Below are 26,024 nucleotides of genomic sequence, written 5' to 3'. Positions count from 1 at the left end.
CCGGCGTCAGGTCCAACCCCGTCATGCCGGTGTTCCGACACTCCAGCCGTGCTGCCCCATCGAGGCCTGGACATATCGGATCAGGTGGGCCAGGTCCTCGCAGTACACCGAAGGATTGCGATACCCGCGAGTGGTGCTGAAGCGGTGCGGCAGATAGCCCCCGCCGCAGACCTCGACCAGTTCACATCCCTGGCACTCCTCGGCGAGCGCGGCCTTGCCCTGCCGGCGGTACTGGAGTTTGGGGTGGCGCAGTACGTCGTCAAAGGACTCGTGGGTGACGTCGACGCCCAGCCAGGAGGCTCCCTCCTCCACCGACCGCAGGGTGTCGAGACCTTCGACTGTGCCATCCGATTCGATGACAACGCTGGCCGAAGGTGCCAGTCCGACCGTCTCGACTGCTCCACGCACGCCGGAGCTGAGGGCCACGATGTCCTCGAGGATGCGGATGCTGTGCTGCCACTCGGGGCGGGCCAGCCACGCGTCGTAGAGGCGGGACATCCACAGGCCGTACTCGGGCACCGAGGGGTCGCTGCGCGGAGGCGGGGTGTCGTGAGTGCCGTGTGGCAGGTTGAAGTCGATGGTCGGGGGCGCGAACGACGCCAGATAGTCGTGGACTTCGACCGGGTCGTTGGCCAGATCCACCACGGCGAGCAGGCCGGCGAACAGGTGCGGGCGGGTTCGCAGGAGTTCGATGCCGCGGACTGCGGAGCGCGCGCTGGAGCGGGCGGCCTGGGTCAGACGGTGGCGGTCGTTGGCTTCAGGTGGGCCGTCGAGGCTGACGCCGACCGCGACCTTGTGTTCTTCGAAGAGGTCCAGCCAGGCCTCGGAGAGCAGGGTCCCGTTGGTCTGGAGCTCGAAGCGGAGCTCGGTGTCGTCCGGGATCTCGTCCCGGACAACACCGAGCAGCTCCCCCAAGTGGCGCGGGCCGGCGAGCAGTGGTTCACCGCCGTGCAGGATCACATCAACGGACTTCAGTCCATGGACAGCGGCGTGCTCCGCGATACGCCGCGCCGCCGTACGGGCCACCTCCACGCTCATCCTGGTGGGCAGCTTCCGCCACGACTGGTCCTCGGAGTTGAAGACGTAGCAGTAGTCGCAGTCGATGTTGCAGCGGTTGGCGACCTTGAGGATGAAGGCCCGGAACGGGGGGTTGATGGGTGTCATCAAGCGGCGGTGATCAGATGGGCCACGGCCACGTCAGCGACGCCGGGTGCGGACTGTCGGACGGGTTGAGCTGCGCGCCTTCCGCAGCCAGCCGGGCCTGTACGCGGGCGGCGACGCGGTCGAGGACCACCGACGCCTCCCCCTGCGCTGTGGCCCGGGGCAAGAAGTCGACCGCTGCGCGCTGGGCGGGCCCTGGTGTCTGAGACGACATTCAACTCTCCTCATGAAGTACGTGCCGGACCCTGAGCCCGGCCGTGCGACGGTGGTTGAAGCGACAGATCAGCCCGCAACGTAGCAGCCGTACCTCAGCGGCGGCATAAAGACTTGAGCCACGCGGCACCCGCACCTACCCGAGATCCAGAACGCCGACCGTCTTCTTCTGCTTCCTCCCGCTCCTCCCCGGAGGACGAGGTCAGCCGGGCTGCGCCGTCAGGAGGCGCTCGATCTCCGCTGCCGCAGGTTCAGCCCCGATACGGCGATAGATGGCCAGCGCCTCGCGCAGAATCGGCTCGGCACGGCTTGGGCCATCGATGGCTTGACCACAGCGGCCGAGCCCGTCCAGGGCCCGTGCCTCCTCCAGAGGGCTGCGGATATCGCGTGCCAGGTGAAGGGCGGCTTCGAATTGCGTGCGCCCTTCGTCTTGCCGGCCGGTCGAGCGGAGCAGGTCTCCCCAGTGGTTCAGGACTTCCGCTTCGCCGCAACGGTCGCCGAGTTCGCGGTAGATGCTCAAGCTGTTCTCGAAAGCTTCGATGCCGACCTCCACCTCGCCGGCACTGCCACGTGCCGCTCCAAGTTCGCCCAGAGCTGCCGCCTCCCCGCCTCGGCTCCCGAGTGCGCGGTATACCTCCAGCGCCTCGTCCAGTTGCTCGACGGCTCGCGGAAGGTTTCCCTTCAGGCGGTCGAGCGCTCCCAGGTGCCGGATGCTGTTGGCCTGGCCGAAGCGGTCACCCAGCTCGGTGTAGTGCTCCAGCGCCAGGGAGAGGCCCTCACGCGAACCCTCGAAGTCTCCGGTGAGACGCTGAACCACTCCCAACTCGGTGAGCGCGTAGGCCTGGTGCACCCGGTCATCGAGGTCGCGATAGATGGCGTACGCATCGCGTTGGTGCTGCGCGGCTTGGGCGTAATCACCCATGAGGCCGTGCACGACGCCCAGGTCACGCAGGGAATTCGCCTCCCCGTAGCCGTCCCCCAACTCCCGGTAGATGGCGAGTGCTTCGGACTGGGCCTCCACCGCTGCGTCGAACCTGCTGGTCTGGCGGCGGACCATCCCCAGATCCGCGAGTGCGTTGGCCTGCCCGAGACGGTCTCCGAGCTCTCGGTAGATCTCCAGAGCCTCACTCTGGGCCCGCGCCGCGTCCCCGTTGTCCGCGGTCAGATACCAGACGATGCCCGCCTGGTTCAGAGCAGCGGCCTTGCCTCTCCGGTCATCGACTGCCGTGTACAGCTCCACCGCTTCGTTCAATGCGTCGGCCGCGTGTGGGTAGTTGGCCATGAAGCGGCGTACGACTCCCAGCTCGGCCAGGGCGTCGGCTGTGGCCTGCTGGTCCCCGAGGCGACGGGCGGCCTCCACCGCGGTGCGATGCAGATCGACGGCCTGGTCCCATGGTCCCGCCTGCCGCAGGAACGGCGCCATGGCCGCGGCCAGCTCCACGACCTTGGAATGCAGGGACAGGTCATTCGCCTGCTCGATGCACGCGAGTACGTTGGGCCGCTCGCCGTCGAGCCACTGCAGAGCCGTGCTGCGGGTCTCCAGCACCGGGACCTGCACGCTCGGTGTGCCGCCGGGTCCGGGCGGCGCGTGATCGGGTGAGACTGCGCTGCCTCGCGCCAAGTGTCCGTTGGCACTGGCCAGTGCGGCCAGGTAGTAGCCGCAAACGCGCTCGACGGTCTCTGCCCGCTGCATGCTGTCCCCCTCTTCGGCCAGACCGCGGGCGTAGTCACGCAGCAGATCGTGGAGCCGGTAGCGGTTGCCCGGGTTCTCGTCGATCAGGTGGTCGTCGTAGAGCGCATCGAGGTGTTGGCGCGCCTGCGCTACCGAGATCGAGTCAAGCGCAGCGCCGACATACGCGTCAATATCCGTACCTGGGTAGAAACCGAGCCGCCGGAAGAACCGCTGCCGTTCCGGAGGAAGGTCCCGGTAGGACAGGTCGAACGCCGCCGCCACTGCCCGGTCCCCCGCCTGCATCTCCCGCGACCGGTCACGGGCCTCGATCAGTCGGCGCCGCAGATCCTCCACCGACCACGTCGGATGATGTCGAAGTCGGGCGGCCAGAAGAGACAACCCCAGCGGCAGGTACCCGCACAACCGCACCAACTCGGCCAGGGCCACGGTGTCCAGATCTTCCGCAGGCCGCCCACTGAGCCGTGTGAAGAGATCAATGGCATGCTCCGACGGCAACGCTTTGACCGGCAACACCACTTCCTCGGCCGCCGCCAGCCGACGCCGACTGGTCACCAGCACCAAGCACCCACTGCCACCAGGAAGCAAAGGCTCCAACTGCCGGTAACTGGCGGCGTTGTCGAGGATGAGCAACGCCTTGCGGTCGGCGAGCTGGCCACGCCACATGGCGGCCCGTGCTTCAGTGACGGCTCCGATGTCTTCCCCGACCGGGATCTGTTGAGCAGGCACGCCGGTCGCGGCGAGCAGCGAGGCCAGGGCCTCGGTAGGCTGCACCGGACTCCGGCCCGGGGTATGCCCGTTGAGACTGACGAAGAGCTGCCCGTCCGGAAACCGTGACGCGAGCTCATGCCCGGCACGCACAGCGAACGCCGTCTTGCCCACTCCCGGCATGCCATCGATGACGTGTACGGGGAGCGCCGTGCCATTGGCCTGTGCGACCTCCACCGAGCGGACGAGATCGGCGAGTTCGGTCGAGCGGTTAGTGAAGGCGCCAATGTCACCGGGCAGGGACCGCAGCACGAGAGCGGCCCCCGGCGGCCTCACACCATCATCCGAACGAACCAGAGGCTCCCGCCCGTCCTCCTCAGTCTCCCTCTCCGACATCGCCGCGAGCAGCACGGAAAGGCCCACCATCGCCGCACCGAGGATGACGAAGGACAACCAAGGGTGCCGCTGCAACCACCCCAGCCAGGAGGGCCAGTTAGCCGTCTCGGACACCGCATTCGTGACCAGCCCCACCAGCATGGTCGTCACAGCACCGCCACCGGCGAGCAGAGCAATCGCGGTGCCCCGCCGCAGCCTCATGAGCGCCCCACCTCACCTCGACCATGGGTAGCGGAACGCGCCACCGCACACCCACTGGCGAGTCGAGGCCGCCGCCCGCCCAGTGCCGTTCTGAACACGTCAGCAACCCCCGAGGATCACGCTAACGCTCAAGCGGACCAGTGATCGTGGGTTTGGGGCAAGGGGTTCACCGGCCAAGAAATGGCTCTTGGGGCGCGCGATCAGGGGTTCGGGTGTGCCGGTCGTCCGAAGGGGGTTCCCCACCTGCGCGGGGAGCAGTTCAGACCGGCGAGCGTGGAGGATTTGGGGTTGGGACCATCCCCACGTGCGCGGGGAGCAGCTAGGGGCCGACTCAGAGGTCCGGCCCGACCTGGGACCATCCCCACGTGCGCGGGGAGCAGCGTAAGCGTCGGGGAAGCCGGACCTCTGGACCGGGACCATCCCCACGTGCGCGGGGAGCAGCCTCATGACCAAGGCCGAACAGACATCAGGGAGGGACCATCCCCACGTGCGCGGGGAGCAGGCTCGTTAACCTGCGAATTTCATCGTGACTTTGGCAGCACGGCCGCACTTCCTACAAGACCGACAAACTACTCAAACCCCGGCAACTCATGAATTCATGTGCAGCAAAGAAGCAGCCCCTACGCATCGTGCCGTGCAAGTCTCCCTCCCGCGCCGTCCACAGTCCTGCCGGTGATCAGCCGACGTACTGGCTGACACCGCGCGGCACATACGCCCCATGCCCTGCCCGCCCCGTGAACTCCCGCTGGTCAATGACCACTTCACCCCGAGACAGCACCGTCTCCACCCGCCCAGTGACCCGCTTCCCCTCATACGCTGAGTAGTCCACGTTCATGTGATGCGTCTCCGCCGACAGCACCTGCTCGACGGCCGGGTCATAGATCACCACATCCGCATCTGCGCCCGGGGCGATCGTGCCCTTCTTCCCGTACAGGCCGAACATCCGCGCCGGCGAGGCACACGCGATCTCGATCCAGCGCCGGCGCGTGATGTGCCCGTCAAGGACCGCCTGGTGGAGCAGGTCCATGCGGTTCTCCACCCCGGGAAGGCCGTTCGGGATCTTCGAGAAGTCGCCCCGGCCCAGCTCCTTCTGTCCGACGAAGCAGAAGGGACAGTGGTCCGTCGAGACCACCTGCAGGTCGTTCGTCCGCAGGCCCCGCCACAGCGCCGCCTGATGCTCCCTCGGGCGCAGCGGTGTCGAGCAGACGTACTTCGCACCCTCGAAGTCCGGCTCCGCCAGGTTGTCCGTGGACAGGAACAGATACTGCGGGCAGGTCTCGCCGAAGACCGGAAGTCCCTTGTCCCGCGCGGCCGCCAGCTCAGCGACGGCCTCCTCCGCGGAGACGTGCACGACATACAGCGGGGCCCCCGCGACCCGGGCCAGCTGAATCGCGCGGTGCGTCGCCTCCGCCTCGAGGAGAACCTTGCGCACCTCGCCGTGATGGCGCGGATCGGTCTCGCCACGCTGCAGCGCCTGCTCCACGAGCACATCGATCGCGATGCCGTTCTCCGCGTGCATCATGATCAGCCCGCCGTTGCCGGCGGACCGCTGCATGGCACGCAGGACCTGCCCGTCGTCGCTGTAGAAGACGCCCGGGTAGGCCATGAACAGCTTGAAGGAGGTGATGCCCTCTTCGACTAGAAGGTCCATCTCCTTCAGCGACGACTCATTCACGTCCGACAGGATCATGTGGAAGCCGTAGTCGATCGCGCACTTGCCGTCCGCCTTCGCATGCCACGCGTCCAAACCCTCCCGCAATGCATGGCCCTTGCTCTGCACCGCGAAGTCCACGATCGTCGTCGTGCCGCCCCACGCCGCCGCCCGCGTCCCCGTCTCGAACGTGTCCGACGCGAACGTGCCGCCGAACGGCAGCTCCATGTGCGTATGGGCGTCGACACCGCCCGGGATCACATACTTTCCGGTGGCGTCGAGCACGCGCTCGGCGCTCCAGGCGGTGGCCGCCTGCGAGCCGTGGGCGGCCAGGGCCGCGATCCGGCCGTCCTCGATCAGTACGTCGGCGTGGGTCTCGTCGGTGGCCGTGATGACGAGTCCGCCGCGGATCAGGGTGCGGGTGCTCATGACTCCCCCTCAGATGCCTGGACATGTATGGGCGTTAATGGTGTTGGTGGTGTTGGTGGTGTTGCTGGCGCGCACATCGCTCGTTACTAGGCGCTGCGCGCACACCGCTCGTTACTAGATGCTGCGCAGAGCCCGTTCGAGGATCGCCGCGCCCTCCTCCGCCTCCGCGACCGTCAGGGTCAGCGGTGGGGCGATCCGTAGGACGCTGGTGTTGTGGCCGCCGCCCTTGCCGATGAGCAGGCCTCCCGCGCGGGCGGCCTCCAGGACCGCGGTGGCCGCCTCGGGGGCCGCGTCGTCGGTGCCGGGCTTCACCAGCTCGATGCCGATCATCAGGCCGCGGCCGCGCACTTCCCGTACGCAGTCCACGCCGACGCCGATCGCCCGCAGCCGCTCCAGGAGCAGGCCGCCGACCCGGCGGGCGTTGCCCTGGAGGTCGTGTTCCAGGAGGTACGTGAGGTTCGCGAGGCCCGCGGCCATCGTGACCGGGGAGCCGCCGAAGGTCGAAATGGAGTTGGCGTCCAGGCAGTTCATGACCTCGGCGCGGGCCACCACACCGCCGATGGACATGCCGTTGCCGATGCCCTTGGCAAAGGTCAGGATGTCGGGAGGACCGGAGGCTGCGTGGGCCTGCCAGCCCCAGAAGTGGTCGCCCGTGCGGCCCCAGCCGGTCTGCACCTCGTCGGCGATCCACAGGATGCCGTGCCGGTTCAGGACGTCACGGAACGCGGCGTACAGGCCGTCGGGCGGTGAGGTGAAGCCGCCCACTCCCTGGATCGGCTCGGCGATCAGCGCGGCCACGCCCTGGGTCTGCCCGAGCAGATCCTCCAGGTCGGCGACGCAGGCCGCGATGAAGTCGGCGTCGGAGAGATGCGCGTACGGGCCCCGGGTGCGGACGCCGCCGTGGACGTAGAGCGTCTGGAGCGGCGAGAGGCTGGTGGGTGACCAGCCGCGGTTTCCGGTGAGGGCGACCGCGGAGAAGGACCGGCCGTGGTAGCTGTTGCGCATCGCCAGGACCTGGTTGGAGCGGCGGTAGGCGGTGGCCAGGAGCAGCGCCGTGTCGTTGGCCTCCGTGCCCGAGGTGGTGAAGAAGACGCGCGCGTCCGGGATGCCGGACAGCGCCGCGACCCGCTCGGCCAGGTCGACCATCGGGCGGTCGAGATACAGCGTCGAGGAGTGGATGATCCGGCCGGCCTGCTCGGTCACCGCCTTGGTGACCTCGGGCAGCGCGTGGCCGGTCATGGTGGTGAGGATGCCGCCGAAGAAGTCCAGGTACTTGGTGCCGTCGGCGTCCCACACGTGGCGGCCTTCGCCGTGGGTGAGCTCGATGGGCCGGTCGTAGTAGAGCGCGAGCCAGTCCGGCAGGACGGCCTTGTGCCGCTCGTGCAGCGGGTTCGGTCCGGTCACGGCTGCACCAGCCCTTCGTAGGCGTCGGGTCGGCGGTCGCGGTAGAACGCCCACTGCTGGCGTACTTCGTCGATGAGGCCGAAGTCCAGGTCCCGTACGAGGAGTTCCTCGGCCTTGTCGCTCGCGGGCTCGCCCACGAACTGGCCGCGCGGGTCGACGAAGTAGCTGGTGCCGTAGAAGTCGTTGTCGCCGTACTCCTCCTGGCCGACACGGTTGATCGCGGCGATGAAGTACTCGTTGGCGACGGCCGCGGCGGGCTGCTCCAGCTGCCACAGGTACGCGGAGAGGCCGCGCGAGGTGGCCGAGGGGTTGTAGACCAACTGGGCGCCGTTGAGGCCGAGTTGCCGCCAGCCCTCGGGGAAGTGGCGGTCGTAGCAGATGTATACGCCGATCCTGCCGACGGCGGTCTCGAAGACCGGCCAGCCCATGTTCCCCGGTTTGAAGTAGTACTTCTCCCAGAATCCCTTGACCTGCGGGATGTGATGCTTGCGGTACTTGCCGAGGTAGGAGCCGTCGGCGTCGATCACGGCGGCGGTGTTGAAGTAGAACCCGGACTGCTCCAGCTCGAAGACCGGGACGACGATCACCATGCCGGTCTCGCGCGCCAGGTCCTGCATACGGCGGACGGTGGGGCCGTCGGGGACGGCCTCGGCCCAGCGGTAGTGCTCGGGCTCCTGGACCTGGCAGAAATAGGGGGCGTTGAAGACTTCCTGGAACCCGATGACCTTCGCACCCTGCCGGGCGGCCTCCCGGGCGTGCTCCTCATGTTTGGCGATCATGGATTCGGTGTCGCCGGTCCAGGTCGCCTGGACGAGTGCCGCGCGTACGTCGTGCGCCATGAGCTGCTCCTTCGACGGGACGTCAGAGAGCTTCTACGCCCGTAGAACTGGGCGTAGAGAGATGAACGTAAGCCGCGCCACACCTCGGGGCAAGACCATCGTCGTCAACGGGTGGAGTCGATCATGTTTCGCACCCGTGCGGGTGAGGGGGTTGGTGCGTGGATTTGCGGTGCCCGGCGGTCTTGTTGCCCGGCGATGAAAGTTGCCCTGCACGGGCGGTGCCGTGAATCGCCCTTCGGGCTCGTCCTCAAACGCCGGACGGGCTGGATGCCCCCCAACACCGCCGGACGGGCCGGGTGGTCCCCCAACACCGCCGGACGGGCCGGGTGGTCCCCCAACACCGCCGGACGGGCTGGACGACCCCCCGCCCTCAGTGTTCGACGCCCGCCACCCGGAACGCGTGGACCACGTCCCACTCCCGTTGGCGGGAGATCCCTCGGGCCGTCTCCAGGAGCCGGGGCGCCAGGTGTTGGGGCGCTGCGCCGGCGACCTGGGCTGCCTCCTCCGGGGAGCGGACTCGCAGGTACGCGTCGAGGAGTGCGCCTGCCTGGCGTTCCAAGCCCGCCTCGTCCAGGGCCAGTACCGCCTCGGCGATCTCCGGGGCCGGGCGCCCGACGCCCTGGCGGAGGAGTTGGCCGCAGTCGTCGGCGCGGCCCGCGGCGGCCAGTGCGTCGGCGGCCGCGACCAGGCGCTCGACGGGCAACGACGCGGCCTCCCACAAGAGCGTCGACCAGTCGGCGCCGAGCCCGGCGCGGTGCAGTTCGGCGGCCAGACGGGGCAGCCGGTGCGCGGGCCACAGGGCCGCCTCGCACAGCACGGCGTGGGCCTCGCCGCTGCGCCCGTCGGCGCGCAGCCGACGCAGGTCCGCCACGGCTCCGGCGGTGGCGCGGGCCGCGTCCGCGTCGTCCTCCTCTGGGCGGCGCGCGGGGCGGGCCGGTTCAGGGGCGGACGACGCTGTGGACGCTCCCGACCCCGCATAACGCGCCCCACGCGGTGCGCTCTCCGCGCGGGGCGGAACCGGCTGCACCGGCGGTACCGGCTGCACCGGCGGATCCGACTGCACCGGCGGTACCGGCTGCACCGGCGGATCCGACTGCACCGGCGGAACAGGAGCCGCGGCCATGACCTCCTCGCCCTCGACGCCGACCTCGGCCTCCTCGATCCCCGCAAATCGCGCACCGCGCGGGCGGCGGTTTCGGCGGGCGGCACTAGCGAGCGTCGGCGGGCCCGGAGCCCGGTCGTCCAGGGCAGTCGCCGTCCGCCCCGGCTCCCTGAGCTCCAACTCCGCTATCCGCGCTCGCAGTTCGTCGCACCGTGCGCTCGCCCGCTCGTGGTCGTCGCGGGCCCACGCGAGGTCCAGGCGGAGCCGCTCCGCGTCCTGCGGTACGCGCGCGTACCCGGCGCGGTCTGCGTACCCCGCGCGCCCCGCGTGCTCTGCGTCCAGTGCCGCGGCAAGGTCGGCCTGGCGCTCGGCGGCGTACCGCTGCTCCCTGAGCATCACGTCGAGACGGTCGCCGAGCAGTTCGCGCGCGCCCGGCTGCGCGTCATGGGCCGCGAGTGCGGCGCCGTGCAGGGCACGCGCGAGGGCGGTCTCACGCTCGGCGACCAGCGTGCCCCGGTCCGCGGCGAGATCGTGCAACAACGCCTGCACCACGTCCCAGGGCGGCACTTCCCGGCCGTCGAGACAGGCGCTCATGCCCTCGGGGTCGCGCCGCCAGAACACCCCGCACCAACCGGCGCCCTGGTCGAGACGGGTCAGCAAGTCCTCCAGATACGCCGCGAACTCCCTTACCTGCTCCGGGAGTTGTCCCACTGTCATCGCTGCCCGCCCCCGTTGGAGTGGATCCTTCCGGTCCGTCTGTCCGGCAGGCATTCGACACCCGTCGTGTTACGGGACGGCTACGGGAGTTTTTCGCCCCGGGCACCTCCCGCCGGATCGAGCGTCACGGCGATCCCGGTGTGCGGCCGCTTGCCGAGCCGGGCGAGCGTGGCGGGATAGTCCACCAGCCAGTACTGCCAGCGGTACTTACGGGAGAGCAGCTTGCGCACCCGGGGCATCGCGGCGGGCTCCAATAGCCGCGCCGTGCCCGGCACAGTGACGGCGTCAGGTGCCACGCGCCCGCGCACATCGCAGGCCGTGACGAGCACCCGCGGGTCGTTGCGCAACCGTTTGACCTTCCACGAGTCGCTCCTGGTCCACACCCGCAGCTCGTCGCCGTCGCGCACCACCCACACGGGCGTCGCGACCCCCGTGCCGTCCCTGCGGTAGGTGGTGAGACTGATGTAGCGGGCGTCGCCCAGGGATTCGAGGACTTCGAGGATCATGGGGCTCGAGCCTACGGCTTGCTCCGGCGGTCCTGCGCTCCCCTCATGAGCCGCGCGCACCCGTGGACACGCCGATCCGCTGCGGATACGCCGATCCGCTACGGACTATCCCCGTGCGTCAGCGTCTCCCACGCGACGAAGAGATCGTCCGTCCCGGCCGGACGCATCTCGCCCGTGAGGCGGCGGGCCTGGGGCAGATGCAGGCCGAGCCGGTTCTGCAGGTGGTTCAGGGCCACTTCGAGATCGGGCCCCATGGTGAGCGTGAGCTTGCCGCCGCACAGCCACCGTGGCGCGGTGGGATCCTCGGCGACCTGGTGGCGGGCGTGCAACTCCAGGGCGGCGCGCAGCCGTTCGGCCACGTCGCGGTACAGGTCGACGCCCTGGTGGCGGGCGGTCTCGGCGACATGGGCGGTGGCGGCGACGGCGTACCCCACATGCTGGAAGTTGCGGCAGGTCTCCTGGGCGAGACCGTCGACGAAACGGCGCTGTCCGAACCAGTAGCGGGTGAGTTCGCCCGGAGTCTGCACGAGACCGCCCGGCGGGGCGACGGGCCGCTTGCCGTCCTTGCGGAGATAGAAGTACGCGGGCACACGCTGGCGCACATGTTCCACCGCGCGCTCGAAGACGGCACGGTCGTCGAGGAAGACGCCGATGGCGGACGCGGCGTCGGCCATGACGAGGTCCCAGTTGCCGTTGCGTCCCGCCGAGCCGCCGGCGACCTGCGGCAGATAGATCTCCCTGAGCAGCCGGTCGAAGCGGGTGACGCCGTCCTGCGACCACCCCTTGTACACATGGCGCATGATCTCGGCGGCCCGTGCCCACGTGGACCCGGCCCAGGCGGACTGCAGACCGGAGTTGCCCTCGGTGTGGCCCTTCAGCGTCGCGGACCACAGATCCATGATGTCGACGGCCTTCTGCGCGTGTTTCTCGTCGCGCGTCACGCTCCACATCAAGGCGTGTGTATACGCCGCGATGGCGTCCTCGCGCTCCTGCTGGCAGCCGACCCCTGGTTTGTCCCCGGTCGGGCAGGACACTTCGGTCTGGGGCTGCGGCGTATACCAGAGGGAGGCGTAGCGGCTGGCCCGCATCCCGTCGAACGCCGACGCCCATGGCTCCTCGCCCTGGCGCACCTTCTTCCGCGCGGTCTCCAGCTGTTCCCGGTCCACCAGACCGCCAGGGTGGACCAACGGACCGGGCTCGGGCGGCGGGGCGGTGCCGCCGACCATCAGCGGCACGAACAGAGCCACGGCGAGAACAGGACGCAGAAGTACGGGACGCGGAAGTACGGGACGCCGAAGTACGGGACGCGGAAGTACGGGACGCCCAAGAACGGGACGCGGAAGAACGGGACGCCGAAGAACGGGACGTAGGAGAGTGCGCAGTCGAGCAGCCATAGGGGCAAGCGTGGCCCCGCCCACCGGGGGTCGCAGGATCTATTACTCCTCGCGCGGCACAAGCCGCACGAGTGACGTACCCGGCGCGCTCAGGCCACCGCCCTCTCACCCCTCTCACCCGTGCCCGCGCATCGCGCGAGGACCTCGTCCAGGGACAGGCCGAGCGCCCCGGCGAGTGCCGCGACGGTGAAGAAGGCGGGGGTCGGGGCCCGCCCCGTCTCGATCTTGCGCAGTGTCTCCGCGGAGAGTCCGGCACACGCCGCGACCTCCACCATGCTGCGGGCACCGCGGGCCTCGCGGAGCAACTGGCCGAGCCGCTCGCCGCGTTCGCGCTCTTCGGGGGTCAAGGGGGTGCGCACCATGACCCCATTCTAATACCGGTACAGTAATTGGCATGGTGGAACTGAAGACGGACGCGTCCGTGGCCGCGATGCGGGAGGCGGGCCGGGTCGTGGCCCAGGCCCTGACGGCCGTACGGGAGACCGCGGCGGTCGGCGTGAGCCTCCTCGAACTCGACGAGGTGGCGCACGACGTGCTGCGCAAGGCGGGGGCGGGCTCCCCGTTCCTCGGCTACCGGCCGAGCTTCGCGCCCACCCCGTTTCCCGCGGTGATCTGCGCCTCCGTCAACGACGCGATCGTGCACGGCATACCCGACGGCTACCGGCTGCGCGACGGCGATCTGGTCTCCGTCGACTTCGGCGCCCAACTGGACGGCTGGGTCGGCGACTCGGCGATCAGCTTCACGGTCGGCACCCCGCGCCCCGCCGACGTACGCCTCATAGAGACGGCGTACGAGGCGCTGCACGCGGGGATAGCGGCCGCCGTCGTCGGCAACCGCATCGGCGACATCGCCCACGCCATCGGCACGGTCTGCCGCGCCGCCGGATACGGCATCCCGGAGGGCTTCGGCGGACACGGCGTGGGCCGTCACATGCACGAGGAGCCGTCAGTGCCGAACGAGGGCCGCCCGGGCCGCGGTATGACGCTGCGTCACGGCATGGTCCTGGCCATCGAGCCGATGCTGCTCGGCGGCGGCGACGACGGCTTCTACCCCGACCGTGACGGCTGGACCCTGCGTACCTACGACGGCAGCCGCGCGGCGCACGCCGAGCACACGGTGGCGATCACGGACACGGGCCCCCGCATCCTCACGACCCTGTGACGCTCACGCCCCCGCATCCTCAGGCGCCTCTGACGCCCACAGCCCCGTGACACTCACAGCCCCGTGACACTCACAGCACCGTGACGCCCACAGCCCCGTGACACTCACAGCCCCGCGACACTCACAGCACCGTGACACTCACAGCACCGTGACGCCCACAGCACCGTGACACTCACGGCCCGGTGACCACTCACGCCCCCGCCGGACGGCGGCCCGCGCCGGACGCCCCGTGCCTGGTCCCGCCTCCGAAGTCCACGTCCTCGCTCGCCACCGTCTCCGCGGTGCGACCCGGTGCCGTGTGGTGGGACCAGTAGAGGTTGGTGTGGGCGATGACCTGGTCCGGAGGCGGCGCACCCCAGGACGTCAGGTCCTCCGTCGTGTGGGCGTCGCCGACCAGGACCGCGTCGTAGCCCCTGACGAGCGCGCCATGGAGCGTCGAGCGGATGCACATGTCGCTCTGGGCGCCGACGACGACGAGGCGGCCCACCGCGAGGCCCGACAGGACGGTTTCGAGGGTGGTGTCATCGAAGGAGTCGGGGTAGAGCTTCTTCACGAGCGGTTCGGTGTCGTCCGGCGTCAGTTCGGGGACGATCCGCCACGCCTCGCTGCCCGGCGCCAGGTGTGCGCCGCAGTCCTGGACCCATACGACGGGCACGTCCTCCCGCCGCGCCCGGTCGACCAGACCGGCGATGTTCGCGACGACCGCGTCCCGCTCGTGGGCCGCCGCGACGACACCTCGCTGCGCATCCACCACGACGAGCGCGGAGTTCGGCCGGTTCTCCAGCGTGCTCATATGTCTCCCCCGGGCGCGCCCGGCCGGATGCCGTGGCCGCGCCGACGACCGACTGTAGCCAACAGCGGGCCCACCGGCACCTGCCGCAGTAGCCAACGGCGGGCCCACCGGCACCTGCCGCAGCGGAACCTGCCGCGTATGAGAGCCTCAGCCGCCCACGAACCGCCGCGCCAGCGCCTCCCCCGTCCGTACCGTCGCCTTGTGGTTCTCCAGAGGGCGGGCCTGGGACTTGGTGAAGAAGATGTACGTCACGCCGCCCGGCGCCCCGCCGCGTACGGGATCGGGGTTGATGCCGAGGGCGCGGGCCGTGGCGTAGGAGGCCTCGCCGGCGAGGTCGGTGGGGCCGGTGTCGCCGACGACCGCGTACTGCACCTTGCCGCGGTAGATGACGGCCGCGATGCCGCCGCCCCACACACCGGACTTCGCGTGGTTCCAGATCCGGCTCGCGCCCGGCACCACGACGTACGGCAGGGACGCGGAGTCCAGATGCCGGCCGCGGGAGTCCTGGAAGGCGGTGGTGGGCTGGAAGTACGGGTCGGTGCGCTTGCTGCACCGGCGGCTCTGGCGGCCGTCGCAGTCGATGTCGAGGTCCGCCTTCCAGAAGACGGCTCCGCGCGTCCCGCACACGGGGATGTTCGCGGCCGTCCCGTCGTCCGCGCGGTACTTGCCCCGCGAGATCTGCTTGCAGTGACGGACCTTGGCGAGGAGCGCCGCCGCCCCCACCCCGCCCTCCTGGGCCAGCGCGGGCGGTGCCACGGTGGCGAGGAGGACAGGCGCGAGGGCGGCCGGAATCAGGACGGGATTCAGCGCACGCAAGAGGGCACCCCTAGGGACGGCACACGCTCCCAGGCGATCAGGAGCTCGGGTTCACCACCCTTGCCGAGCCTCCGCCCCTTCGCACCTTTTCGGCCGCCGCGAGCCACCGTCCGTCGGCGAGTCGCTGCACTCCGGTGGCCGCGCCGATCTCCGGGTTCTGCCGGAAGCCGTGCCCGAGCGCCTCCAGGCTCTTCCTCAACTCGCTGTCGTACAGGCCGGGTTCGAGTTCGGTGGTGGCCTGGTTGCGCTGGCTGGCGCGCGGGGCTGCGATCGCGTCCACCAGCGGAAGGCCCCTGTCCACCACTCCGGTGACGGTCTGCAGGACGGTGGTGATGATGGTGGCGCCGCCGGGAGAGCCGAGGGCGAGCACCGGCTGACCCTGTTTCAGGACGATCGTCGGTGACATCGACGAGCGCGGGCGCTTGCCGGGGCCCGGCAGGTTCGGGTCGGGCACAACGGGGCTCGCCGGGGCGAAGGAGAAGTCGGTGAGCTCGTTGTTGAGCAGGAAGCCGCGCCCCGGCACGGTGATGCCGCTACCGCCCGTCGACTCGATGGTCAGGGTGTACGCGACGACGTTGCCCCACTTGTCGGCGGCCGTCAGATGCGTGGTGTTCTCGCCCTCGAAGGTCGTGGGCGCGGCCTTGCCCGACGTACCGCAGGGCTTGGGGTCGCGCGGGTCGCCGGGCGCCAGCGGGCTGCTCAGCGCCTTGTCGTCGCGGATCAGGCACTCCCGCGAGTCCGCGAACCGCTGGGAGAGCAGTTCCTTGGTGGGTACGTCCTCGAAGGCGGGATCGCCCACCCAGCGGCCGCGGTCCGCGAAGGCGATCCGGCTGGCCTCGATGTAGCGGTGCAGATATCGCTCCTGGGTGGCCTTCGAAAGGTCGGTCCGCTCAAGGATGTTGAGGGCCTCGCCGACCGTCGTACCGCCCGACGACGAGGGCGCCATGGAGTAGACGTCGAGGCCGCGGTAGCCGGACTTCGTCGGGGCCTGGCGCTTGACGCCGTAGCGCGCGAGGTCCTTCGCGGTGAGGTCGCCGGAGCGGGCGGTGCGCCCGGACGCCGGGTCGACGGGCGGTTCGTTGACGGTGCGCACGATGTCGCGGGCCAGCTTGCCGCGGTACAGGGCGCCGCCGCCCTTGCGGCCCAACTCCGCGTACGTACGCGCCAGATCGGGGTTCTTGAACACCGAGCCGACCTCCGGCAGCCGTCCGCCGGGCAGGAACAGCTTCGCGGTGTCGGGGAAGTCGGCGAACCGCTTCTGGTTGGCCTCGGTCTGCGCGCGGAACGTGCCGTCCACGACGAAGCCCTGCGCGGCGAGACGTTCGGCGGGCTTCATCAGCGTACGCAGCGGCTTGCTGCCCCAGGCGGCGAGCGCCGAGTCCCAGGTGGCGGGGGTGCCGGGGGTGCCGACACTAAGGCCGCTGGTGACGGCGTCCTCGAAGGGCAGGGGTTTGCCGTTCTCCAGGAACAGGGACGCGTCCGCGCTCAGTGGTGCCGTTTCACGGCCGTCGATGGTGTGCACCTTGCGGGACTTCGCGTCGTAATAGACGAAATAGCCGCCTCCGCCGATGCCCGCCGAGTAGGGCTCGGTGACCCCGAGGGCCGCCGCCGTGGCGACGGCAGCATCTACCGCGTTGCCGCCTCTGCGCAGCACTTCGATGCCCGCGGCCGAGGCGTCGGCGTCGACGCTGGAGACGGCACCGCCGTGACCGACGGCGACGGGGGACTTCTCCGGGACCGGTGCGCCGGGGGCGCCGGGAGCGCCTGACGAGGGTGGTGGCGCCGGCGCGGCGGACGACGAAGGGGGCGCTGCGGCACCGACCGCGACCAATGCCCCCGAAACGGCTATCAGCGATAGTTTCCGCGCAACTGGACGACGCATCCGTACCTCCGGTCAAGGACTGTCTGCACCTGCTCGGGAAGCCTAACTTCGGCCGGACGCACGGGGGTTGTCCTCCCGTAAGGTGCGGCGCCCGGCGGACCCGCCCGCACCCCCTCGAGCACCGATACGCACTGCGGCTAGAGTGCCCGCCCATGAATGAAGACCTGCGCAATATCGTCCTCGGTGTGATCGCCGCGGGGATCACCACGTCCCTGGGCTGGTTCGCCCGTACGTATCTGTGGAAGCGCAAGCTCCGCCGCAAGCAGGCCTTCTTCGGGCTGCCCGACAACGCCGAGTCGCTGCTCGTCGTGAACCGCGACGCGGGCGGCCCCCAGGACGCGGTCGGCCGCAACGACGTCTTCGCGCTCCTCGAACTCTCCGCGCTCGTCAAGGACTGCGGGGCGCACGCCCAGGTCATCGCACACGACGCGGCGCAGCAGGGCTTCGGCGAGCGCACCGAGTTCTGTGTCGGCGGCCCGTCGTCCAACCGCCGTATGGCCGCCCATATGCATTCACTCCTTCCCGGCATACGGGTCAACACGGACCCCGAGCCGGGCCCGGACCGCGGCGCCTTCCAGATCGGCACCGAGCGCTACCGCATGGAGCCCGGCCGCGTCGAGTACGTGGTCCTCGCCCGGCTCACCGCGGGCCAGGGGCAGCAGGCGAGACCCGTGTTCCTCTTCTGCGGCCAGCGCGGCATCACCAACCAGGCGGCCACCCGCTATCTCGCCCGCCACCACGAGAGGCTGTCCCGCAAGCACGGCAACAACTCCTTCGTCCTGCTCCTGAAGGTCGTCAACTCGCAGGCGTACGGCCCCGATGTCGTCGAGCTGGTCTCCGATGTCACCCGCGCCGCACAGACCCCCGCGCCCGCGCCTCGCAACTCGCACCGCGCACCCAAGGACTGAGCCTCACCGAGCCGTGGCCGAGCGGCGGTCTCAGCCGGCGGCGACCCGCAGCGGCAGCTCCTTCACGCCGTTGATGAAGTTGGACACAAGGCGGCGCGGCGGCCCGGCGGGCGCGAGCACCGGCAGCTCCCGCAGCGCCTCCTCGTGGAGGACCCGCAGCTGCAGGCGGGCGAAGTGCGCGCCCAGACACACATGCGGCCCCTCGCCGAACGACACATGCGGGTTGGGCACCCGCCCCAGATCGAGCCGGTGCGGCCGTGCGAACACCCGCTCGTCGTGGTTGGCCGAGGCGTGCAGCACGACCACCTTGTCCCCCGTCTTGACGGGCCGACCGGCGATTTCGGTGTCGTGGACGGCGGTACGCCGGAACGTCAGCACCGGCGGATGGTGCCGGAGCAGCTCCTCGACGGCGGTGTCGAGCCCCACCTGCCCGTCCCGCAGGCGCCGCTGTTCGTCCGGGTGCTCCGCCAGGGCGAGCAGCCCTCCGGGGGCGGCGCTGCGCACGGTGTCGTTGCCGGCGACGGTCAGCAGGAAGAAGAACATCTCCAGCTCCGGCGCGGTGAGCCGGGTGTCACCGTCGGTGGCGTGCGCGAGCGCGGTCATCACGTCGTCGCTGGGGTGGCGCCGCTTGAACGCGGCGAGCCGCTGCGCGTAGTCGAACATCTCCCGGAGCATCGCGGGCGAGCGCGGATTGACCGGGCGCCCGTCGGGGCCGCGTACGACGGCGGCGGCCTCGTCGGGGTCCTGGTAGCCGATGACGCGCTCGGTCCAGTCGAGCAGCAGCTTGCGGTCGCCCTTGGGTACGCCGAGCAGATCGGCGAGGTTGAGCAGCGCGTAGTCGTCGGTGACGGCGGCGACGAGGTCGACCGGCCGCCCGGAGGCACCCGCTTCCCTTGCGGCGCCGAGGAGTTGCCGGGCCCGGGCGCGGGCGTTCGCCTCGAACCGGTCGATCCGGCCGCGCGTGAACGCCCGGCTGACGAGGCGGCGCAGGCGGCCGTGGTGCGGCGGGTCCTGGTTGAGCATCATGCGGCGGATGAACGGCAGGTCGTCCGGGTCCGGGTCGCGGATCTGGGTGGCGCCCAGATGCGAGGAGAAGGCGGCGGAGTCCTTCAGTACGCGGACGACATCGGCGTGCCGCGACACGACCCAGAAGCCGGGACCGGCCGGCCAGCCGAGCACCTCGTACTCCTCCTGCCAGGCCACCGGGTGGTGCTCGCGGAGCTCCCGGTAGGCGGCGTGCGGCGGGCCGTCGCGGTAGATCCGCGGATCGAACACATCCGGGACCCGCCCGGCGCCGCCCGGCGGCAGGTCCTGCCCCGGCGCCAAGGTCACGCCTCCTCCGCGCGCAGGAAGTCCTCGACGACCCGGATCAGTTCGAGCGGTGTCTCGTCCATCTCGTAGTGCCCGGCCCGCTCCAGCTCCACGAGTTCGGCCCTGACGAACCAGCGCATCCAGGTCTGCCGCATCAGCTCCGCGCTCAGCGCCGGGTCGAGCGCCCCGACCACGGCGAGCGCGGGCACCCGGCTGCCCTCGACCTCGGTGTGGAAGTCCTCGCCCGCCCACGAGTCGAGCCAGGCGCGGAAGGCCTTCGGGTCGCTGGTGTCGAAGGACTGGCGCACCATGCGGTCGAGCCAGGCGACGGGGCGGTTGCCGCCCGTGGTGGAGTCGAAGATGATCCGGCGGCTCCCGGCGTCCTCGGCCGCGGCGGCGAACAGCTCCGCCTGCTCCGGCGGCAGCGCGAGCCCGCCGGCCGGCACCGGCGAGACCCCGACGATCCGCCGCACACGCTCGGGCACGGCCGCGACCACGCGCTGTGCGACGCAGCCGCCCATCGAGTGCCCGATCAGCGAGAACCGGTCCCAGCCGAGCCGGTCGGCGAGGTCGAGCAGATCGGCCGCGCCCTGGGCCGTGGTGTAGGGCCCGGCCGCGTCCTTCGCCTCGCCGTAGCCGCGCAGATCCACGACGGCGTACGTGAACGACTCCAGGTCGAGATCGGGCAGCACGGCCGCGTAGGCACTGCGGTCGGCGAGCCAGCCGTGCACGGCGAGGACCTTGTGGGGTCCGTCTCCGAGCAGGGTGTGGGGCAGCAGAAAGGAGGCCACGGCGACTCCGTTCGTACGAAGGACACGGAAGGGGAGGTGCGGGAGGTCCAACGTGGACCCAACTCCGCGCCACGGCAAGGGCGCAGAGCGGTCAGCCGACGCACGCCGGTGGCCGGATCCGGCCGGCGCCGCGCAGGGCGGGTTTCGGGGCGGGTGCAGGGCGGGTGCAGGGCGGGTGTCGGGGCGAGCGGCCGCGGCCGAAGCGGGGGCCGGCATGGAATTCCCCTTTTCCGCCCCACCCCGCCCCGCGTGTTCCCGCGAATTCCCGCGAGGTTGCTTCCTTCTCCTAAATGTGACCTGACGATGACAGTCCTGTCGCGGTTGCCGCCACGGGCCGCAATGCAGTGCATGTCACACCGGAATTCAGGAGTTTTTCAGCACTTCCCGGCAACCTCGGCTCCGGCGAATGGCTCCTCCCCTGTGGAACAGACAGTGCAATGGAGGTCTCCCGTTGAGCCGCACACGCCCGAGCCGCATACGCCGCCACACCCCGCTCGGCCGCCGTGGCCGCAGTGCCGCGATCGCCGGCGCCGCCACACTTGCCCTGGCGCTCACCGCCTGCTCGGGCGGCTCCGGCAGTGGCAGCGCCGATATGGGTGCGGACAAGAACGCCAAGATCTCGGTGAATCTGCAGGGCGACAAGGCGAAGCCCGGCCAGCCGGTCAAGGTGACCCTGGCCGAGGACGGCAAGCTCGCCGATGTCACGGTCACCGACAACAAGGGCGGCAAGCTCGCGGGCAAGATATCGGGTGACGGCAAGAGCTGGACCTCGGACCGCGCGGCCTCGCCCGGCACCAAGTACACGGTCGAGGCCAAGGACGACCAGAGCCGCACCGCGAAGCAGGAGTTCACGACGGAGGCGGCGGGCCAGGTCAACAAGGTCACCCTGGCGCCCGGCAACAAGACCACGGTGGGCGTCGCCCAGCCGCTGTCGATCGTCTTCGACAACCCGGTGAAGAACAAGAAGGACGTGGAGAAGCACCTCAAGGTCACCACGTCGAACGGCACCGAGGGCTCCTGGGGCTGGATCAAGGACTACTCCGGCAAGGACCGCGTCGACTGGCGCCCCAAGGAGTACTGGAAGCCCGGCACCGACGTGAAGCTCGCCGCCGATCTGAACGGCGTCAACTCCGGTGACGGCGGCGGCTGGTTCGTACGCGACTACGACACCGAGTTCACGATCGGCAAGAACCAGTCGGTCAAGGTGAACCTGGAGAGCAAGCACCTGACGCTGCTCCAGGACGGCAAGGAGATCAAATCGGTCGCCATGTCGGCGGGCACGCCCGGCGGCGAGAAGGCCTCCTGGGGCGGGGTGAACGTCCTGATGGCCAAGGAGGGCACGATCCGGATGAACTCCGAGACGGTCGGCCTCGGCGACAGCTACGACAAGATGGTCGACTACTCGATGCGTCTGACCTGGTCGGGCATGTACGCCCACGCCGCGCCCTGGAACGCCTCGTACTTCGGCAACACCAACCACAGCTCGGGCTGCGTCGGCATGAGCGACGCCGACGCCAAGTGGCTCTACGACACGGTGCAGGTCGGCGACCCCTTCGTCACCGAGGGCTCGGGCCACAAGGGCAACGCCGACGTGGGCAACGGCTACGGCGAGTGGAATCTGTCCTGGGACCAGTGGCAGGCCAAGAGCGCCCTGAAGGGCAACACCGAGTGATCGCTACCACCGAGTAATCGTTACCGCCGCGTAACTTACCGACGGGTTACCTCGGGTTACCTCCCGAGGTTACCGTCGGGTCACTTTTGCACTGGACAGTGAGGAGTGACCCGTGACACCCGTGGGACAGCCACGACGCAAGGCACTGCGCTCCACCGCCGCCGGCGCGCTCTCGGCGACCCTGGTCGCCGGCGCGGCCTTCGGTATCGCCCCGGCCGCCCAGGCCGCCCCCGCGGCGACGGCCGCCGACGCCGCCGGTACGGCCGGGGCGGCTTCGGGAGCGGATGTCCGCTTCATCGACATCCCGGGCGACGGCGGCACCGTCCTCAAGGCCAATGTCTTCACGCCCGCAGGCGCGAAGCAGGGCTCCGAGTACCCGGCCATCGTGCTGCCCACCAGCTGGGCCATGCCGCAGATCGAGTACGTCGCGCAGGCCCAGAAGCTCGCCGACTCCGGCTATGTGGTGGTGAGTTACAACTCCCGCGGCTTCTGGCAGTCCGGCGGCGAGATCGAGACCGCGGGCCCCGAGGACATCGCCGACGCCCGCAAGGTGATCGACTGGACCCTGGCCAACACCCCGGCCGACGCCGACCGCATCGGCATGGCGGGCGTCTCCTACGGCGCCGGCATCAGCCTCCTCGCCGCCGCACACGACAAGCGGATCAAGGCGGTCGCGGCCCTCAGCGGCTGGGCCGATCTGATCGACTCGATCTACAGCGGCCGCACTCAGCACCTGCAGGCCGCCGGTCTGCTCGGCGGCGCGGGCCTCCTCACCGGCCGCCCGAGCGCCGAACTCAAGCAGACCCTCAAGGACTTCCTCGCGTCCAACCTGGACAAGGAGGACGAGATGATCGCCTGGGGCAGCAAGCGCTCCCCTGCGACCTATCTCGACGACATCAACCGCAACGGCGCCGCGATCATGCTCGGCAACGCCTGGGGCGACTCCCTCTTCCCGCCCAACCAGTACGCCGACTTCTACGAGAAGCTCACCGGCCCCAAGCGGCTGGCCTTCCGCCCCGGCGACCACGCCACGGCCGAGGCCACCGGGCTGCTCGGCCTGCCCAACGACGTCTGGACCGACTCCACGCGCTGGTTCGACCACTACCTCAAGGGCGAGGACAACGGCATCGACCGCGAGCAGCCGGTGCAGCTCAAGTCCCGTTCCACGGGCGGCTACGAGGGCTATCCGGACTGGAAGTCGGTGGGCGCCGAGCGCAGGAAGATCGAGCTCGGCGGTACGCACACCCTGCGCACCAACACCGACTCGGGGGCGAACGGCGGCATCACCATGCTCACCGGACTCCTCGACCAGTTCGTGAAGCTGCCCCCGATGGCGTCGGTCCCGCTGCTGCCGCGCTCGGCCGCGGCCGTCTGGCAGTCACAGCGGTACGACACGCCCCAGCGGGTGCGCGGTACGGCGAAGCTGCACACCACGCTCACCCCGACCAAGGAGAGCGGCACCCTCGTCGCGTATCTCTACGACGTGGGGCCGCTCGGCCTCGGCAAGCTGGTCAGCCACGCGCCGTACACCTTCCACGGCAAGACGCCGGGGAAGGCGTTCGGCGTCGACCTGGAGCTGTTCTCCACGGCCTACGACGTACCGGCCGGCCACCGGCTCGCCATGGTGGTCGACACGGTCGACCCGCTCTACATCGAGCACAACCCGACCGGCGCGCAGCTGACCTTCTCCTCTCCCGCGGCCGACCCGTCGTACGTGTCGGTCCCGCTGCGCGAGAAGTGATCTCCGGCTGCCGCCGGGCGGGCCTGGCCCTTTGAGCTGCTGCACTCCCCCTATGGCCGAGGGGCCATGGGGGGACCGCCGGGCAGCAGCGTCCCTGGTTCGGCCGGGGCGATGTCCACGGCCTCGGTCTTGGGACTGCGCTTCTGCCTCCTGGACACCCAGGTGGCGAACCAGGAGAGAAGCATGCACATCCCGATGTAGATCGGCGAGATCACCATGACCACGGGGATGAACGGCAAATCGTAGTCGAGATTCGAGGCGATCAGCTTCCCCGCATGCAGGAACTCCTCGTAGGTGATGAGGTAGCCGAGCGACGTGTCCTTCAGGGCCACCACCAGCTGGCTGATGATGGCGGGCAGCATCGCCCGGACCGCCTGTGGGACCAGGACGTAGGACATCACCTGCGTCTTGCGCATCCCGAGCGCGTAGGCGGCCTCACGCTGACCGCGCTCGACCGAGTTGATCCCGGAGCGGAACACCTCGGCGAGCACGGAGCCGTTGTAGAGCGTGAGCCCCGCGACGAGAGCGGGCAGCGGCTGCACCTTCAGGGCCACGAAGATGAAGAAGATCATCACCAGTACCGGCATGGCCCGGAAGAACTCGACGATCAGTGTGGCCAGCCAGCGCACCGGCTTGTGCTCGGAGAGCCGGCCGACCGCGAGGACCGTCCCGAGCGCGAGCGAGAGCACGGCGGCGATGGCGAAGGCCTTCAGCGTATTGCCGAGTCCCTTCAGCAGCAGTTCCTGAATTCCCTTGTATTCGAAGGGAGTCCACTTGGTGGCGGTGAACTGGTCGGTGTGGAACAGCAGATACAGGATCCATGCCGCGATTCCCACGATGACGACGGTCGAAAGTACTCCGTAGGCGAAGTGCCTCTTGCGGGTCTTCGGGCCCGGGATGTCGTAGAGAGCGGAGGATTCTTCGTGGGTGGCGGTGGCACTCATCGGGCGACTCCCCAGCGCTTCTCGAGGTAATTGAAGAGGGCGCTGATGGTGAGGGTGATGATCAGGTAGCCGAGGGCGATCCAGACGAAGGTCCAGATGATGCTGTAGCCCAGTTCGTTGAGCGTCTTGTAGGTGCCGAGCAGTTCGGTGACGCTGAAGGCCCCCGCGATGGCGGAGTTCTTGGCGAGCGCGATGAGGTTGGAGCCGACCGGCGGGATGACCGAGCGGAAGGCCTGCGGCAGGATCACGGTGCCCAGGGTCTGCCCGAAGCTCATCCCGAGGCTGCGGGCCGCCTCGCCCTGTCCCTTGGGCACCGTGTTGATGCCGGAGCGCAGCGCCTCGCAGATGAAGGCCGAGGTGTAGCAGCCGAGGGCGAGCACCGCGAACACCTTGAAGGGCAGCACGAGCCCGAACCGCGGAAGCCCGAGCAGCACCGCGAAGAACAGCAGCGTGAGCGGGGTGTTGCGCAGGACGGCCACCCATACGGTGCCGAAGACCCGGAAGGAGCCGACCGGCGCGACCCGGAACGACGCCATCAGAAAGCCGAGCACCAGGGCGAGCAGCGAGGCGTAGACGGTGAGTTCGACGGTGCCGAGGAAGCCCTTGCCGTAGGTGGAGAAGTTGTCTGTCAGTACGTTCATGCCGGCCCCTCAGCTCGCCGGGTAGCGGTCGATGGCGGGCGGCTCGGGCGCGGGCACGCCGGACAGTCCGAGCGTCACGTCGTAGGCCTTCTTCCAGTCGCCGTTCTTCTCGTGCTCGGCGAGCGCGTCGTCGACGGCGAACCGCAGCGCGTTGTCGTTTCGCGGTACGCCGATGCCGTACGGCTCCTTCGAGAACGGCTTGCCGACCAGCTTGAGTTCGTCGGGCACCTTCGCCGCGTAGCCCTGCAGGATCGCGTCGTCGGTGGTGACGGCGTCGACCTGGTAGGTGAGCAGGTTGTCGACGCAGATCGAGTACGTGTCGTACGCGACCAGAACCGCCTTCGGGTAGTCGGCCTGGATGCGCTGGTACGGGGTCGAACCGGCCGCCGAGCAGACCTTCTTGCCGTCCAGGTCCTGCGGCCCGTTGATCTCGTCGTCGTCCTTGTTGACGAGCAGGCCCTGCCCGGCCATGTAGTACGGGCCGCCGAAGCCGACGAGCTTCTTGCGGTTGTCGTTGATGGTGTAGGTGCCGACGTAGTAGTCGATCTGGCCGTTCTGCAGGGCGGTCTCACGGTTCGCGGAGGCGATCGTCTTGAACTCGATCGTCTTCGGGTCGAAGCCGAGGGACGCCGAGATCATCTTGGCGATCTCGATGTCGAACCCCGAGTAACGGCCCGTCGCCGGGTCCTTCTCACCGAGGTAGGGCTGGTCCTCCTTGGCACCCACCACGAGCCGGCCGCGCTTCTTGGCCTTCTTCCAGGTCGCCGAGTCCGGCAGCTGAAAGCCCTGCGCCAGCTGGTACTTGGGCAGCTGGTCGGGGCTCGGGCCCTTCACCGGCGGGCTCCCCTCCTTGCCGCAGGCGGTGGCGGCAAGGGCGGTGAGGGCGAGCGCGGCGAGGGCCTTGGCGGCCCGGGACCCGGACATACGTGTCGTACGCGTCATCGGTGCACGG

At 69.8% G+C, this 26,024-nt stretch carries 23 protein-coding genes; 4 read left to right on the top strand and 19 right to left on the bottom strand.

All coding sequences use genetic code 11. The features are described from left to right. Positions 1-21 precede the first annotated feature (21 nt). From ACFQVC_RS02980 to ACFQVC_RS02930, 11 genes are all read right to left on the bottom strand, one after another. Complete coding sequence (locus ACFQVC_RS02980; RefSeq protein ID WP_381826065.1) at positions 22-1,164, bottom strand: FxsB family cyclophane-forming radical SAM/SPASM peptide maturase; 1,143 nt, start codon at positions 1,162-1,164, stop codon at positions 22-24. A gap of 13 nt (positions 1,165-1,177) precedes the next feature. After that, positions 1,178-1,375: a HaaA family cyclophane-containing RiPP peptide gene (gene haaA, locus ACFQVC_RS02975; RefSeq protein ID WP_381826063.1), complete on the bottom strand. Its 198-nt coding sequence runs from the start codon at positions 1,373-1,375 to the stop codon at positions 1,178-1,180. Between the two features lie 201 nt (positions 1,376-1,576). After that, positions 1,577-4,369: a cyclophane-containing RiPP biosynthesis TPR protein HaaT gene (gene haaT, locus ACFQVC_RS02970; protein ID WP_381826062.1), complete on the bottom strand. Its 2,793-nt coding sequence runs from the start codon at positions 4,367-4,369 to the stop codon at positions 1,577-1,579. Positions 4,370-5,045: 676 nt separating this feature from the next. Continuing rightward, positions 5,046-6,449: a dihydropyrimidinase gene (hydA, locus tag ACFQVC_RS02965; protein WP_381826060.1), complete on the bottom strand. Its 1,404-nt coding sequence runs from the start codon at positions 6,447-6,449 to the stop codon at positions 5,046-5,048. 114 nt (positions 6,450-6,563) lie between these two features. Continuing rightward, on the bottom strand, positions 6,564-7,853 hold the full coding sequence (locus ACFQVC_RS02960) for an aspartate aminotransferase family protein (RefSeq protein WP_381826058.1): 1,290 nt from the start codon (positions 7,851-7,853) through the stop codon (positions 6,564-6,566). Continuing rightward, a complete protein-coding gene (locus tag ACFQVC_RS02955; protein ID WP_381826056.1) occupies positions 7,850-8,692 on the bottom strand; it encodes a nitrilase-related carbon-nitrogen hydrolase in 843 nt (280 codons plus the stop codon). The genes ACFQVC_RS02960 and ACFQVC_RS02955 overlap by 4 nt, the downstream gene beginning before the upstream one ends. Positions 8,693-9,062: 370 nt before the next feature. Continuing rightward, entirely contained in the window at positions 9,063-10,511 is a 1,449-nt protein-coding gene (locus ACFQVC_RS02950; protein WP_381826054.1) for a hypothetical protein, read from the bottom strand. Between the two features lie 80 nt (positions 10,512-10,591). After that, complete coding sequence (locus tag ACFQVC_RS02945; protein WP_381826053.1) at positions 10,592-11,017, bottom strand: PPOX class F420-dependent oxidoreductase; 426 nt, start codon at positions 11,015-11,017, stop codon at positions 10,592-10,594. A 98-nt stretch (positions 11,018-11,115) separates the two neighbouring features. Continuing rightward, positions 11,116-12,243, bottom strand: a complete 1,128-nt coding sequence (locus ACFQVC_RS02940) for an alginate lyase family protein (RefSeq protein ID WP_381827072.1) — start codon at positions 12,241-12,243, stop codon at positions 11,116-11,118. After that, on the bottom strand, positions 12,243-12,419 hold the full coding sequence (locus ACFQVC_RS02935) for a hypothetical protein (RefSeq protein WP_381826051.1): 177 nt from the start codon (positions 12,417-12,419) through the stop codon (positions 12,243-12,245). The genes ACFQVC_RS02940 and ACFQVC_RS02935 overlap by 1 nt, the downstream gene beginning before the upstream one ends. An 81-nt stretch (positions 12,420-12,500) precedes the next feature. Beyond that, the gene (locus tag ACFQVC_RS02930) at positions 12,501-12,773 is read right to left on the bottom strand and encodes a helix-turn-helix domain-containing protein (RefSeq protein WP_381826049.1); all 273 of its coding nucleotides are present in this window, start codon (positions 12,771-12,773) and stop codon (positions 12,501-12,503) included. A gap of 32 nt (positions 12,774-12,805) precedes the next feature. Between ACFQVC_RS02930 and map the strand changes: the two genes are divergently transcribed. After that, positions 12,806-13,573: a type I methionyl aminopeptidase gene (map, locus tag ACFQVC_RS02925; RefSeq protein ID WP_381826047.1), complete on the top strand. Its 768-nt coding sequence runs from the start codon at positions 12,806-12,808 to the stop codon at positions 13,571-13,573. A gap of 190 nt (positions 13,574-13,763) precedes the next feature. Here the strand turns inward: map and ACFQVC_RS02920 are convergent, their stop codons facing one another. The 3 genes from ACFQVC_RS02920 to ggt all read right to left on the bottom strand — a co-directional run bounded on the left by ACFQVC_RS02920 (position 13,764) and on the right by ggt (position 17,064). After that, entirely contained in the window at positions 13,764-14,366 is a 603-nt protein-coding gene (locus ACFQVC_RS02920; RefSeq protein WP_381826045.1) for an isochorismatase family protein, read from the bottom strand. Between the two features lie 147 nt (positions 14,367-14,513). Beyond that, positions 14,514-15,182: a glycoside hydrolase family 75 protein gene (locus ACFQVC_RS02915; protein ID WP_381826044.1), complete on the bottom strand. Its 669-nt coding sequence runs from the start codon at positions 15,180-15,182 to the stop codon at positions 14,514-14,516. Positions 15,183-15,219: 37 nt separating this feature from the next. Further along, complete coding sequence (gene ggt / locus ACFQVC_RS02910; RefSeq protein ID WP_381826042.1) at positions 15,220-17,064, bottom strand: gamma-glutamyltransferase; 1,845 nt, start codon at positions 17,062-17,064, stop codon at positions 15,220-15,222. Positions 17,065-17,216: 152 nt separating this feature from the next. Here ggt and ACFQVC_RS02905 point away from each other — a divergent pair, with 152 nt between their 5' ends. Then, complete coding sequence (locus ACFQVC_RS02905) at positions 17,217-17,972, top strand: hypothetical protein (protein ID WP_381826040.1); 756 nt, start codon at positions 17,217-17,219, stop codon at positions 17,970-17,972. 30 nt (positions 17,973-18,002) lie between these two features. Here ACFQVC_RS02905 and ACFQVC_RS02900 read toward each other — a convergent pair whose 3' ends face one another. Then, complete coding sequence (locus ACFQVC_RS02900; RefSeq protein WP_381826038.1) at positions 18,003-19,304, bottom strand: cytochrome P450; 1,302 nt, start codon at positions 19,302-19,304, stop codon at positions 18,003-18,005. Continuing rightward, positions 19,301-20,074, bottom strand: a complete 774-nt coding sequence (locus ACFQVC_RS02895; protein WP_381826036.1) for an alpha/beta fold hydrolase — start codon at positions 20,072-20,074, stop codon at positions 19,301-19,303. The genes ACFQVC_RS02900 and ACFQVC_RS02895 overlap by 4 nt, the downstream gene beginning before the upstream one ends. Positions 20,075-20,525: 451 nt before the next feature. Here ACFQVC_RS02895 and ACFQVC_RS02890 point away from each other — a divergent pair, with 451 nt between their 5' ends. Together ACFQVC_RS02890 and ACFQVC_RS02885 are read left to right on the top strand one after the other, a co-directional pair. After that, a complete protein-coding gene (locus ACFQVC_RS02890) occupies positions 20,526-21,746 on the top strand; it encodes a L,D-transpeptidase (protein WP_381826034.1) in 1,221 nt (406 codons plus the stop codon). A 121-nt stretch (positions 21,747-21,867) separates the two neighbouring features. Then, a complete protein-coding gene (locus ACFQVC_RS02885; RefSeq protein WP_381827070.1) occupies positions 21,868-23,487 on the top strand; it encodes a CocE/NonD family hydrolase in 1,620 nt (539 codons plus the stop codon). Between the two features lie 50 nt (positions 23,488-23,537). On the opposite strand, the gene ACFQVC_RS02880 is transcribed toward ACFQVC_RS02885, so the two are convergent. From ACFQVC_RS02880 to ACFQVC_RS02870, 3 genes are read right to left on the bottom strand one after another with little or no spacing between them, the layout of a single operon-like run. Continuing rightward, positions 23,538-24,431 (bottom strand): amino acid ABC transporter permease, encoded by an 894-nt coding sequence (locus ACFQVC_RS02880; RefSeq protein ID WP_381826032.1) that lies wholly within the window; start codon positions 24,429-24,431, stop codon positions 23,538-23,540. Continuing rightward, entirely contained in the window at positions 24,428-25,072 is a 645-nt protein-coding gene (locus tag ACFQVC_RS02875; protein ID WP_381826030.1) for an amino acid ABC transporter permease, read from the bottom strand. Before ACFQVC_RS02875 ends, ACFQVC_RS02880 begins: the two co-directional genes overlap by 4 nt. A gap of 9 nt (positions 25,073-25,081) precedes the next feature. Continuing rightward, the gene (locus ACFQVC_RS02870) at positions 25,082-26,014 is read right to left on the bottom strand and encodes a glutamate ABC transporter substrate-binding protein (protein WP_381826028.1); all 933 of its coding nucleotides are present in this window, start codon (positions 26,012-26,014) and stop codon (positions 25,082-25,084) included. Positions 26,015-26,024: the final 10 nt, after the last annotated feature.

Origin of the sequence: Streptomyces monticola (genome assembly GCF_042665355.1) — a bacterium.
GTDB lineage: Bacteria > Actinomycetota > Actinomycetes > Streptomycetales > Streptomycetaceae > Streptomyces > Streptomyces monticola.
The sequence above is the reverse complement of the archived record's forward strand: the minus strand, read 5'-3'. Positions and strand labels throughout refer to the sequence as shown.

What these genes read in the sequence shown, in the direction of transcription:
- ACFQVC_RS02980 (WP_381826065.1), bottom strand. Translation starts at nt 1,164, where the DNA reads ATGACACCCATCAACCCCCCGTTCCGGGCCTTCATCCTCAAGGTCGCC.
- haaA (WP_381826063.1), bottom strand. Translation starts at nt 1,375, where the DNA reads ATGTCGTCTCAGACACCAGGGCCCGCCCAGCGCGCAGCGGTCGACTTC.
- haaT (WP_381826062.1), bottom strand. Translation starts at nt 4,369, where the DNA reads ATGAGGCTGCGGCGGGGCACCGCGATTGCTCTGCTCGCCGGTGGCGGT.
- hydA (WP_381826060.1), bottom strand. Translation starts at nt 6,449, where the DNA reads ATGAGCACCCGCACCCTGATCCGCGGCGGACTCGTCATCACGGCCACC.
- ACFQVC_RS02955 (WP_381826056.1), bottom strand. Translation starts at nt 8,692, where the DNA reads ATGGCGCACGACGTACGCGCGGCACTCGTCCAGGCGACCTGGACCGGC.
- ACFQVC_RS02950 (WP_381826054.1), bottom strand. Translation starts at nt 10,511, where the DNA reads ATGACAGTGGGACAACTCCCGGAGCAGGTAAGGGAGTTCGCGGCGTAT.
- ACFQVC_RS02945 (WP_381826053.1), bottom strand. Translation starts at nt 11,017, where the DNA reads ATGATCCTCGAAGTCCTCGAATCCCTGGGCGACGCCCGCTACATCAGT.
- ACFQVC_RS02940 (WP_381827072.1), bottom strand. Translation starts at nt 12,243, where the DNA reads ATGGTCGGCGGCACCGCCCCGCCGCCCGAGCCCGGTCCGTTGGTCCAC.
- ACFQVC_RS02930 (WP_381826049.1), bottom strand. Translation starts at nt 12,773, where the DNA reads ATGGTGCGCACCCCCTTGACCCCCGAAGAGCGCGAACGCGGCGAGCGG.
- map (WP_381826047.1), top strand. Translation starts at nt 12,806, where the DNA reads ATGGTGGAACTGAAGACGGACGCGTCCGTGGCCGCGATGCGGGAGGCG.
- ACFQVC_RS02920 (WP_381826045.1), bottom strand. Translation starts at nt 14,366, where the DNA reads ATGAGCACGCTGGAGAACCGGCCGAACTCCGCGCTCGTCGTGGTGGAT.
- ggt (WP_381826042.1), bottom strand. Translation starts at nt 17,064, where the DNA reads ATGCGTCGTCCAGTTGCGCGGAAACTATCGCTGATAGCCGTTTCGGGG.
- ACFQVC_RS02905 (WP_381826040.1), top strand. Translation starts at nt 17,217, where the DNA reads ATGAATGAAGACCTGCGCAATATCGTCCTCGGTGTGATCGCCGCGGGG.
- ACFQVC_RS02880 (WP_381826032.1), bottom strand. Translation starts at nt 24,431, where the DNA reads ATGAGTGCCACCGCCACCCACGAAGAATCCTCCGCTCTCTACGACATC.
- ACFQVC_RS02875 (WP_381826030.1), bottom strand. Translation starts at nt 25,072, where the DNA reads ATGAACGTACTGACAGACAACTTCTCCACCTACGGCAAGGGCTTCCTC.
- ACFQVC_RS02870 (WP_381826028.1), bottom strand. Translation starts at nt 26,014, where the DNA reads ATGACGCGTACGACACGTATGTCCGGGTCCCGGGCCGCCAAGGCCCTC.